This is a genomic window from Candidatus Buchananbacteria bacterium, assembly GCA_013359225.1.
Taxonomy (GTDB): Bacteria; Patescibacteriota; Patescibacteriia; order Buchananbacterales; family UBA6539; genus JABWCG01.
Map to the genome: position 1 here is coordinate 108,061 of JABWCG010000003.1, position 11,517 is coordinate 119,577.

At 48.7% G+C, this 11,517-nt stretch carries 9 protein-coding genes, 4 tRNA genes and 1 rRNA gene; 5 read left to right on the plus strand and 9 right to left on the minus strand.

The window, feature by feature from the left end; translation table 11 throughout:
- Positions 1-13: 13 nt before the first annotated feature.
- Positions 14-1,912 (minus strand): hypothetical protein, encoded by a 1,899-nt coding sequence (locus HUU49_04660; protein ID NUM25876.1) that lies wholly within the window; start codon positions 1,910-1,912, stop codon positions 14-16.
- Positions 1,913-2,241: 329 nt separating this feature from the next.
- Here HUU49_04660 and HUU49_04665 point away from each other — a divergent pair, with 329 nt between their 5' ends.
- The gene (locus HUU49_04665; protein ID NUM25877.1) at positions 2,242-3,201 is read left to right on the plus strand and encodes a hypothetical protein; all 960 of its coding nucleotides are present in this window, start codon (positions 2,242-2,244) and stop codon (positions 3,199-3,201) included.
- Positions 3,202-3,220: 19 nt separating this feature from the next.
- On the plus strand, positions 3,221-4,627 hold the full coding sequence (locus HUU49_04670; protein ID NUM25878.1) for a hypothetical protein: 1,407 nt from the start codon (positions 3,221-3,223) through the stop codon (positions 4,625-4,627).
- A gap of 94 nt (positions 4,628-4,721) precedes the next feature.
- Here HUU49_04670 and HUU49_04675 read toward each other — a convergent pair.
- From HUU49_04675 to trmD, 7 genes are all read right to left on the minus strand, one after another.
- A tRNA-Gly gene (locus tag HUU49_04675) sits at positions 4,722-4,796 on the minus strand.
- Positions 4,797-4,826: 30 nt separating this feature from the next.
- Positions 4,827-4,903: transfer RNA gene (locus HUU49_04680), tRNA-Pro, on the minus strand.
- A gap of 39 nt (positions 4,904-4,942) precedes the next feature.
- A tRNA-Phe gene (locus HUU49_04685) sits at positions 4,943-5,017 on the minus strand.
- Between the two features lie 13 nt (positions 5,018-5,030).
- Positions 5,031-5,107: transfer RNA gene (locus HUU49_04690), tRNA-Ile, on the minus strand.
- Positions 5,108-5,243: 136 nt separating this feature from the next.
- Complete coding sequence (locus tag HUU49_04695) at positions 5,244-6,542, minus strand: diaminopimelate decarboxylase (protein ID NUM25879.1); 1,299 nt, start codon at positions 6,540-6,542, stop codon at positions 5,244-5,246.
- A 271-nt stretch (positions 6,543-6,813) separates the two neighbouring features.
- Positions 6,814-8,287 (minus strand): 16S ribosomal RNA (locus tag HUU49_04700).
- Between the two features lie 349 nt (positions 8,288-8,636).
- Complete coding sequence (trmD, locus tag HUU49_04705; GenBank protein NUM25880.1) at positions 8,637-9,299, minus strand: tRNA (guanosine(37)-N1)-methyltransferase TrmD; 663 nt, start codon at positions 9,297-9,299, stop codon at positions 8,637-8,639.
- Positions 9,300-9,493: 194 nt separating this feature from the next.
- Here trmD and HUU49_04710 point away from each other — a divergent pair, with 194 nt between their 5' ends.
- The gene (locus HUU49_04710) at positions 9,494-9,694 is read left to right on the plus strand and encodes a hypothetical protein (protein NUM25881.1); all 201 of its coding nucleotides are present in this window, start codon (positions 9,494-9,496) and stop codon (positions 9,692-9,694) included.
- 127 nt (positions 9,695-9,821) lie between these two features.
- Here HUU49_04710 and HUU49_04715 read toward each other — a convergent pair whose 3' ends face one another.
- A complete protein-coding gene (locus HUU49_04715; GenBank protein NUM25882.1) occupies positions 9,822-10,112 on the minus strand; it encodes a hypothetical protein in 291 nt (96 codons plus the stop codon).
- A 251-nt stretch (positions 10,113-10,363) separates the two neighbouring features.
- On the opposite strand from HUU49_04715, the gene HUU49_04720 reads away from it, so the two are divergent.
- Positions 10,364-10,555: a helix-turn-helix domain-containing protein gene (locus HUU49_04720; GenBank protein ID NUM25883.1), complete on the plus strand. Its 192-nt coding sequence runs from the start codon at positions 10,364-10,366 to the stop codon at positions 10,553-10,555.
- Positions 10,556-10,932: 377 nt separating this feature from the next.
- A complete protein-coding gene (locus tag HUU49_04725) occupies positions 10,933-11,253 on the plus strand; it encodes a MerR family transcriptional regulator (protein ID NUM25884.1) in 321 nt (106 codons plus the stop codon).
- The last annotated feature ends 264 nt before the right edge of the window (positions 11,254-11,517 follow it).

Consider the following 11,517-nt stretch of genomic DNA (forward strand, 5'->3'; position numbering starts at 1 on the left):
TTTGGCCCGATATTCAGGCCGAAATCGTCTTGCGACGAAGAACAAACGTGCCGAAACTGACCAGAACCACGACCAGCAGTAACAGCCCCAGGGCCGAAGTAGCCGGCACGGAAGCCATATCGCCGCCGTCCAACGGATCCGAGCCGAAGGTGTTCTCCTGACCGTCATTCATGCCGTCGTTATCGGTATCAGAGTCGTTGGCATCCAGGTCGGTGCCGGTAGGGTTGGAGTCCGGGTTGTACGGATTGTACGCCCCGTCGCCGTCATACCAGACTTCCTGGTGATCGTTTAGCCCATCGTCGTCTGAGTCAGCATCGTTGGGGTTGGTTCCCAGTGTCGCTTCTTCGGCGTCCGACAAACCGTCGTTGTCAGCGTCAGGCTCAATAACTGAGCCGGGAGGCGCCACAACGAATTCCGAGAAGTGCACCACCTGCACCGTCAACATGTTGTTGGCGAGGTCTCGCGAGATAACCGTCGCTTCCTCGGTAGTGCCGTCGGCGTTGACGGTAATTACCGACAGAGTGCTCTCGTCGAGGCCTTCGATTTCGGCGTCGGTGTACTTTACTACCAGCGTTCCGGGCGGGTCAAAGACGAGCCCGTCTTCGCCAAGATCGCGCCGGATCAAGTTACCGGTCGGCGGCTGCTGGATTTCTTCAACTGGCGTGATTGGCGTTGTCATCGTGATCGTCGCCGTGCCTGCCTTTGGCATCAATGCCACTTCGGAGGTTTTCCCAGCAGCTTTTGCCGGAGACTTCTTTGCCGCCGACGAAATCTGCGTTCCCGTATCAAGCGTTAAGCTGGTACCGGCGCCGTCGGTGAGGTACAGCGGATCAATCAACTGCCCACCTTCGGTCAGCGCCAAAACAGCCTCAATCGCCAACGTGGAAATATTCAGACCATTATGGTCGGTCTGGGTGTCGATGTAGGCGAGACGCGTCCCGCCTTCCGAAGCCGACACCAGCGCCTGGTTGCCCGCAAGGGTCATCCCAACAGGCGTCCACGTGGTAGGGCTGCCGTCAAGAAGCTCGCTGGTTTTGACCAGTATCACCTCAAAATCCGACAGCGGAATCGTTCCGGCCGGGTCCAAATCCGAGTAGGCGCCGTTGATGTCTTCGGAATAAAAGATCAACGTGCCGTCCTGAGAAAACTGCGGACTCGTGACGTAGAATGCGCCGTTGGTAAACGGGATCACCTTGCCGCTAAAGCTGGTGATCGGCAGCGTTGCGCTGTTGAGGTCTTTGACCAGATATAGCCGGCGGGTGGTGTTAGTCAACGGCCACTCCACCAGCAGGTTGTCGCCGTCCGGAGACAGCACGGGGTTGATGAACAACGCGAAGTTGCCCAACAACTTTTGAGCGGTCGCGATGATCGGCGTGCCATCGGCTTCAATCTGAATGCGGTACACGCCTTCGTTCACGATCTCGGGGACCGAAAAGTCCACCGTGACAAAACTCATCCAGTAGGTGCCGTTTGAGCCGATGGTGACACTGGGATTACGCACCCCAATGTCCGCGTCCGACAGACCAAGGTCGGATGCTTTCAAGATGTGTTGCGTCACAGTGCCGTCGGCAACCGCGACTTTCGAGATGGTTGGCCGGGTGCCGGCCGAAGAAGTAAACAACACGTATTCGTCGTTCGGGCTCCACGCGAGTGGCGACCAAACGATGGAGTGTGTGCTGTCCATCAACTGCGCAGCCGTGGCAACGTTGGTCGGGTCAATGGTCCACACCGTGTTCGTATTGCCCATGTAGGCAAGCTTGTCCGCGGCATGGTTCCAGTGGGGGTAAAACGCTCCGCCAGTCGGTCGGTGCAGAAACGTTTCGTTCCCCATGTCGTAGGTGATGAAGTTTGTTGCGTTCGCAACAAAACTTCCGACCATCATAATGATGGCCATCAATACAGTCTTTTTCATCCCTGGACTCCTTGGTTACGGTTGTGGTTGGTTCGTCTACGCTACGTGCTCCTGCCAATTGTCAATGTGCTTGTCTTCCCTCCCTGTTTTTGTCTTGATAGCCAAAAAATACAATAACGACAAAAGCATTTGTACTCTACTACAAAATCAGTAAATTGTAAAGGGTAGTATAACAAAATTTTGACTAAAAATAAACAAAAAATCCATTTTTTAAAAAATTTTTAATTTACAAATTGGGCTCGGCGTGTTAATTAATAAAAGGCAAAAGCCTGCAATGTTCATTACAACCAAACCTCAGTATATAGCCACCCACCGAGGAGAAGCCCGCAATGAAGCTTCGTCAGATTCGATTTGGACCGGTCCTCGGAGCTTCCGGGGTCCACAACTTCTTTGGGGAAGGCTACCCCTACCACCGCTGGCTCAAGCTGGCGCTACCACTACATTTTCGGTTTGATGGCATGACGTTTGTCGCCAAAACGACAACCTTGCACAAAACCGAAGGCAATATGCCGATGCGTGATGACGGCGTCACACCGCAAGAGTTTCATCCGCGCTGCATTGTCGTCAAGCCGTACCACGGCGTAGCGCTTAACGCGGTTGGTTTGTCCGGACCCGGTGCGGCTGATTTGTTTGAGCGGGGATTGTGGCAAGCACGGACCGAACCGTTCATGCTGTCATTTATGTCGACCAAGCCGACACCCGATGAACGGATTGTCGAAGCAATTGATTTCTTCAAGCTGCTTGAAGAGTATCTCGATTACTTCAACGCGCCAATCGCGCTCCAAGCCAACTTCTCGTGTCCTAATGTCAAACTCGACCCGAACAAATTGATTGCTGAAGCGGCTAGCGTCTTGGACGAAGCCCGCCGAATCAAAGTGCTACTTGTTCCAAAGTTCAACGCGCTGATCCCCGTCGCGGCGGCGAAAAAAATCGCGGATCATCCAAACTGCGCGGGGCTATGTGTGTCTAACACGATTCCCTGGAAAGATTTGCCAGCAAGCTGGCAAATCAAATACTTCGGCGACGTTGTTTCGCCGCTGGTAGAATTTGGCGGCGGGGGATTATCCGGCGCGCCACTACTGCCGTTGGTTGTTGACTGGGTGCGTCAAGCGCGCACAGTCGGCATCACCAAACCAATTAACGCTGGCGGCGGCATTCTGCACCCAAACAACATTTGGGAACTGAAAGCGGCCGGCGCTGATTCCGTTTTTCTTGGATCAGTTACCATGCTTCGCCCGTGGCGAATGGCACAACTGATTCAAACCGCATACCAAGCCTTTGGCCGATAAACCTGGAGAACCCTTCATCGTGAAACCCATTCGACTCAAAACGAAACATTTACACCTGGACTCCGGCGAAATTATCCCAGCGGTAGTGGTTTGTACACCAAATCAACCGCTGGAAATTCTCGCATACGAATCCGCGTGTGACCTTGATATGGGTGAGTACCACCACATTGCGCTGGCACGCTGTGATCCGCACGTTCATGCGCGACAAAACATTGTGCCGTCGCGCGAAGAGTTCGAGGCACTCAAAATCCACGAGGGTGAATTTGATGACGTCATCCCAAAAATTCACGCCGCAAATCTTCACTACGACGTGTATCGCGCTTCATTAGCCGCGCTCAAAGGCGGGGTCTGGCTGATTGGCTGCATGGGAAACACTCCCTGGGGACCAATCGGAGTCCAGCGCTGGCAACAAACGTTGGACTTGTACCGGCGCCACGCCCTGGTTTACACTCACGTCTGGCCGCGCCTGGAGCCTGGTGTTCCGGCAATCGACGGACAAGAGGGTAAAGACTTCGGATCCACTTTTGGCGGAGCTGGGCTGAGCGCCGATGAACGTGATGCGATGTTCGCACTGTGGGCGGGACAAGACGTTTCGTTTCATAACGACATGCCACGACCCGACCAAACCATTGATGAGTTCTTTCGCCACGCTACAGCAGCGCTGGAAGCAAAGTTTCACCTATACTACAACGGTGAAACAGTGCTACAAAGCCAGCGTGAAACCATCGCGTTGGCGCGCAAACACCACCTGCGTTCACTGCGGACGCGACACGTCCCGACCGGACCGGCGCTGGAAATGTTGTTAGCCGAACGCAAAGTTGGCGGACTCAAACTGCCCATTGAAGTTGGCCTTGATTACCTATATTGGAGCTGGCCAATGGTCGTTGGACATCGCACCGGCAAAATCAATTACCGCCGGCCGGCCTTTCCGTCGGAGCAAGATCAGCTACGACTGATTGCCGTGTTACGCGAAGTTGCTTTTGACCCGGAAATCCACCTGGGCAGTGATCACGCGCCCCATTCGCCGGAAGCCAAACAGTACAAAAACGGGCTGCCAGGCAGTCCGGGAACCAGGCTGCTGGAACACAGCCATCAAATCCATGCTCACCTTGTCCACGAGCACAATTTCACCTGGCATCAAATTGACCATCTGGCGGCGATTCATCCGACCAAATATCTCGAACGGTACTACGTCGGACATTTTGCCTATCCGATTGCCACGATGGCGTCGGGCGCGATGTGTAATCTGGTCGTTTTTGATCCGGACTGTGGCTATTGCGCTGATGAACGCATTTTGCGCACGCAGCTACACGATCCGGATTACCACAACGCACTTTGGCTGGAGCCGCTTCGGGGCAAAGTACTTTTCACTGTCGTTAATGGCCGCGTCTACGACGTTAGTGATGAAATCAAAGCCCTGAACTAGCTGTTCATTATTGAAATTTAACCAAGCTCACGTATCGCTACGATGAGCTTTTTTCTTTAAACAAAAAACCAGCGGTTGAGCGCTGATTTTTTGATGGAGCGGGTGAGCGGAATCGAACCGCCATCTTCAGCTTGGAAGGCTGACATAATAACCATTATACGACACCCGCATAAACGGGGGAGGAAACTAAAATCTAATTTGGTCGGGCTGGTGGGATTCGAACCCACGACCTCCTGCTCCCAAAGCAGGCGCGCTAGCCAGCTACGCTACAGCCCGTTTTTTAAATTAACCACCGTTTCAAGCTGGTGGTTTTACTGGTGCCGAGGGGCAGAATCGAACTGCCGACGCTATGCTCTTCAGGCATACGCTCTACCACTGAGCTACCTCGGCGTCATGGTATACATGGTGGGCGATCGTGGAGTCGAACCACGGACCTCGTCATTATCAGTGACGCGCTCTAACCATCTGAGCTAATCGCCCATAAATCCTAAAGTTGAAAAAAGCCTTATGGGGCCGCTAAAAAATTACTACCCCAATATAACAAAAAAAGAGTATGCCGTCAATCCGCCCTCAAATCAAATAAATTCTGAAGCTGAATATAAAAAGAGGGTGACCATTAATAGGGCCACCGCTCATGCCGCAAGATATCGTCAAGTGTTTCGCGCTCGCGAACAAGCGCGAAATCACCCTGGCAGGGTTTGATGACGACGGCCGCCGTGGGGAAAGAATTGTAGTCTTTCGCGCCGCAGCTGTCGTTATAACCGCCAGCACCATACGCAACCATGTAATCGTCAATTTCCGCCCGCAGCACCATACGCGGCGCCAACTTTGACGTATCGGTAAGATCCATGGTCAGACAATCACCAGTCTCGCAACAGTGCCCAACCACCACCACTTCTTGCTTCGTCGGTTTGCTGATGTGTCCAAGTCTGGGCACAGTCACCAGATGGTGCTGCATGCCGTAATCGGCTGGCTGCAGCAATTCATTCATGCCGCCGTCAACTTTGTAGAAGACAAAACCATCTTCACCAGTGTCAACAATGTCATGAATACGCATCACCAGCGCGCCGGCATGTGCCACGATAAACGCGCCGGGTTCAATTTCCACGTGCAGCCGGCGACCAGTGTCAGCAGCAAACTGTTCAAACAACGGTAGTAATGTTCGACCGCTGGACACAATGTTCATGTCGCGATCATTAGGCATTCGCCCGACATCAAAGCCGCCACCAAGACTCATGCGCGTCACTGTCGGCACCTCTTTGGCAAACGCCATCACACACTTGACTGCCAATTTCCAGATTTTAGTCTGAACAGCAGAGCCAATGTGAAAATGGATACCGTTGATTTCCAGAAAGCATGACTTGGCAATCGCCGTAGCCGTATGCAGATACTCGTGCCAGATGCCAAAACTGGAAGTCAGGCCGCCGACGTTGGTATCCGCTGATTTGCTTGAGCCAAAACCGGGATTGATCCGGATCGAAACGGATTGGCGGGGGAATAATTCGCCAAATGTCTGCAGCTGATGTAGACTGCTGGCATTGAATTTGACGCCAAGGCGTACGAACTCTTCCAGCTCGTGCGGTTCAGGCATCTCCTGACAGGTAAGCTGAATCCGCTCCGGTGCGATATCGGAGCGCAACGCGCGCCAAACTTCAAAGCCGGAACTGGCATCAATGTGTAGACCTTCCTGGTCAACGATTTTAAGTACCGCCCCAAGCGACCACGCCTTCATGGCATAGCGCACTGTCAGACCGTACAAATTGGGAAAGTCCTTAGCCCGTTGGCAGGACATCCGCAAGTTATCTTCCGACAACACCCACAGTGGTGTGTCGTATGCGTTGACCAAACTAATCACCTCGTCGTCGGACAAAAAATATCTCCGGCGATGAAGGTTTCTGAAGTTAGGACCTTTCATTGCTGTTACTCCCAAGGGTTAACGTTACCAAGTTGCGATTGTTTGAAATAGTTAAAGAGCACTGCTTAATTTAGTATATAATCATTCAAAAGTCAATTAAAAAACTAACAAAAAACCGCTTGGCAGCAAGCGGATTTCTAAAGCCTTAACAACTTATAAGTGACAAAAACGCATATCTACATCAATTCCTTTTCTACTTCATGTGAAGTAGAAGAGTCGACTAGTAGATGAAGAGCGGAATTCCGAACTCTTCATCCATAACCTTCTCCCTAGAAAGGAGGTGATCCATCCACAGCTTCCGCTACGGATGCCTTGTTACGACTTCACCCTTGTCATTGTTCTTACCTTTTGCCGTCCTACAACGACATTTGGGTACTAACAACTCCCTTGGTGTGACGGGCGGTGTGTACAAGACCCGAGAACGTATTCACCGCGCCATGGCTGATACGCGGTTACTAGCGATTCCAGCTTCATGAGGTCGAGTTGCAGACCTCAATCCGAACTTAGACCAATTTTGGTGGGATTAGCTCCGTCTTTCGACTTGGCGACCCATTGTTTTGGCCATTGTAGCACGTGTGTCGCCCAGGGCGTAAGAGCCATGCTGATTTGACGTCGTCCCCGCCTTCCTCCTGCTATAAGCAGGCAGTTTGCTGTGAGTGATTTAACACAGCATAGGGGTTGCGCTCGTTACCCGACTTAACGGTACATCTCACGACACGAGCTGACGACAACCATGCAGCACCTGTCTAGCACTCTCGAAGAAGCTCTAGTTTCCTAGAGTTTGCAGCTAGATGTCAAGCCCTGGTAAGGTTCCTCGCTTATTGTCGAATTAAACCACATGCTCCACCGCTTGTGCGGGTCCCCGTCAATTCCTTTGAGTTTTAAGCTTGCGCTCGTACTACCCAGGCGGGATGCTTAAGGTGTTAACTTGGTTAAGCGACACTGACAGGGTCGATACTGCCAATGTCAAGCATCCATCGTTTACGGCGTGGACTACTGGGGTATCTAATCCCATTCGCTACCCACGCTTTCGTCTCTCAGCGTCAGGAGTGTTCCAGTAGAAAGCTTTCGCATTTGGTGTTCTTGCCGATATTAACGCATTTTACCGCTACACCGGCAATTCCATCTACCTCTCCCACCCTCTATTCTAGAAGTTTTTCCCGCAGTCCTGGGGTTAAGCCCCGGGATTTGACGAGAAACTTTCTAAAACGCCTACAGACTCTTTACGCCCAATAAATCCGGATAACGCTCGGGGCTCACGTATTACCGCTGCTGCTGGCACGTGATTAGCAGCCCCTTATTCTTTAGGTACCGTCATTGATTCGTCCCTAATAAAAGATCTTTACATCCCGAAGGACTTCTTCGATCACGCGGCGTCGCTCCATCAGACTTTCGTCCATTGTGGAATATTCTTGACTGCAGCCTCCCGTAGGAGTCTGGGCAGTGTCTCAGTCCCAGTGAGGCGGGTCGCGCTCTCACGCCCGCTACTCGTCGTAGCCTTGGTAAGCTCTTACCTTACCAACAAGCTGATAAGCCATAGGCCCCTCCTGAAGCGATAAATCTTTACTTAACAATCTTTCGATTGCTAAGCACATCCGGAATTATCTCACCTTTCGGCGAGTTATGCCGAACTTCAGGGTAGGTTACCAATGTGTTACTCACCCGTTTGCCATGGGTCTAACCCATTCGACTTGCATGCCTTAGACACGCCGCCAGCGTTCATCCTGAGCCAGGATCAAACTCTCAGCTAAAAAGTAACTTTTTTTATTTGAGGAAAGGAAGTTACCACTAAACCTTTTGAATCCTTGCTTATTGAACTGACGTAATGATTATATGGTTTTTGTCACTTATAAGTTGTTAAAGCACATTTTTCATCGACCCTAGATACTTTGGCTAGAGCGAAGAAAAAACAGCAGGGTCCAAATCTTTAGTTGTTAGACACCACTGTTTTCTCTCAAATCTCTAGCAAATTGTAATGAATTTGAAGCCTTGTTTGTTAGTTATTCATTAACTTTAGTATCTTACACCCTTTCAGGACTATTGTCAAGTGTTTTTTGCTTTAGATTAGCCACAAAATATCAACAACTTGCCCTCTTAACTTTTTTTGCGTTTTTTAGCCATTTTTTTGCGCCAATCAGCAATTTTTTGGTGATTACCGCTCAACAGCACATCGGGAACCTTCATGCCTTTAAAATTTTCCGGTCGGGAATATTGCGGGTATTCAATATAATCTAAATCATGCGAAAAAGTCTCATCTTTTAAAGCCTGGTCATGACCAACTACCCCCTTAATATTTCGGGCCACTGCTTCGGTCACCACCATCGCCGGTAATTCACCGCCGGCTAAAACATAATCACCAATTGAAAGCTTTTCATCAATCAATTTATCAACTCGGGCATCAAAACCTTCATACCGGCCGCATAATAAAATCAGCTGGTCATATTTAGCGAGTCGTTCAGCCTCGCGTTGGGTAAATTTTTTCCCAGCCGGCGTCAACATAATCACGCGCGACTTCTTTTTACGCTTAATTGTCTTCAAGGCTTTGGCAATCGGCTCAATCAATAAAATCATCCCCGGCCCGCCGCCATATGGCTTATCATCAACCGCCCGATGAAGCTTGCTTTTGGAAGTTGAATAATCCCGCAAATTATGAATAGTAATTTCAATTACTTTTTTCTCGCGGGCACGCTTAATAATTGACTCTTTAAAATATGAGTCAAAACTCTCGGGGAAAATTGAAATAATATCAAATTTCATACTAGCACTTTAATCATACAGGGTTGACAATAAATTGACAAAAATTTCTATTTTAAGCCAGACACTTTTTACGTAAATAATTTTTGATTTAACCTTGACTTTGGATCACGACTAAGCTAGAATAAACGGAAATTCTTTCTTAGGGAAGGGAAAGAATTTGCACCTTGTTTGAGCTAGAAAGGATTAGGTAGGACATGAGCGAAGAAGATCGCGGATTTGCCGGCAGCACCAGTGCCAAAATGGCTATTATGCCAACCTCCCACACGTTGGCAGAATTGATCTACGGCCAAACCGTTAGGCCAAAAGGTTTGCCTGGCCGCAAGTGCTCAGGCTGCGGCTGCGTCTTAAGCATCTATAATACCGGCAATCGTTGTCACGGTTGCCAGAAAAAATAAGCCCTTCTGGGATTGAAACAACATGTTCGTTTGAGGACTTTGAGGACAAAGTGTCACGCTTCGTCCTCTTTTTTTTAATTTAAATAAAAAACCCCACACCATCTTTGACGCGGGGGGGGGGCGATCATTAGTTCAAAAGAGCGGCGTGGCTAACGCTATTGTCAGCAGGGTTACCACGCAAACATTCCATGACTGTATTAACCAGTTCTTGAACGCCGGTAGTGGCGCCAAAGCTTTGAACCGGCAACGACTCTAGATTATGACTACTTAACGCCACAGTGACGTTAAAGACTACTGTTGCCCAACACTCACCCAAGGGTGTTTTGGCAAACACCACTAAATCCTGATTGTCACAAGCATTACGGACTTCGGCGATCACTAGTCGCCTAATCTCCCTCTCGTCTGGTTGTGATTTCAAAGCTCAACCCTCCATATTAAGCCGATGTGCTTAATGTAAACATAAAAAATAAACCAAGTAAAATTTGTTAGGAGTAGAGAATAATAAAAAATAACTTATTTAAGCTAATTTAGCTTATTTTAATAGGACATAAAAAGACATTAAAGAATATTAATATATTTTAAAGTTATCAACTTGACATAAATGGACATTTTTATATACAATTAAACCATTGGAGTACTGAAAAATAACTAAAAAATCAAATAAAATCCATGTCCGGTTATAATCTGTTGACAATGGAAGAAGTCGCCAAGCGTCTTGGGGTAAACCTCAAGACTGTTTATCGTTGGATTGACGCTGGCGAATTGCCAGTAAGCCTAATGGGCAAACGCACCTACCGGATTTTTGAGCGTGATTTTATTCGGTTTGTGTACTCCCGGCAAATTAAAAGGAAAAAACCCTAAAATCAAAGCGAAAAAAGGGGAAACAAAAAACACTAAAATGGAGGCGAAAATGAAAAGTATGAAAAAACAAGTAAAACAAGCCAAATTTATCCAAAAACTATTGACTTTTTGGCTTAATTGTGCTAAGCTTATAACAGAGTATATCGGTATAGTGGTATACTTTGCCGGACTTGAAGTCACAAATACCCTAAGCAGGGAAGTGGCCCGGCAAAACAAAAAGCAAAAAAACTATTTTCAGCTATACACCGGATCTTTAGCCGGATCTAGGGCTAGCGTTTTACTCGCTACCATAGCTGATCAATTGAATACTAATATTCATTTTGTTACGTTTTGCTTTTTGTCAAAACGTTTTTTTGTTGAAAATATCCTGACACGTTTTGGTATCATCAGGTCGTCGCTATGCCAACTCAAAAATAAAAATAAAACGTTACAAAGCAATGATAGCTGGCTACTATCGGTTACAAGACATCTTGCGCGAAATCGATCGCAACAAAACCACCCTGATTCGCTGGGAAGAAGAAGGTTTGATTCCCAAAGCGAGCCGCGACAGTCGGGGATGGCGTTGTTATACCAAAGAACAAGTGGAAGAAATTCTTCGCTTAGTTCAGGAAACCGATTACTTTCGCAAAGGACACGGCGAATATTCACTACAACACAACTCAAGAGGAATGGCTCAATCAGAATTGAGTCAGGCGTAATCCTTTTGGGCTTTTTTATTTCTTACTTCGCAACCCATGTCTTGGCCGAAACTAAAAACTATTTTAGTAAACCGTTAGATTATCTAACGAGCGTTTTCGTTTTTTTGCCAAGACTTGTAACAACAAGCTAGCTTTCATAGTCACTAACTAACCATGCCTTTCTTCCAAACCACAACCAGGCAACTACTCACCAGACTCGGACTGCTGTCCTTGGTCATGGTGTTGGTTGGTATTGGTTTGCAAGCAAGTCTGGAAAGTAGGGCC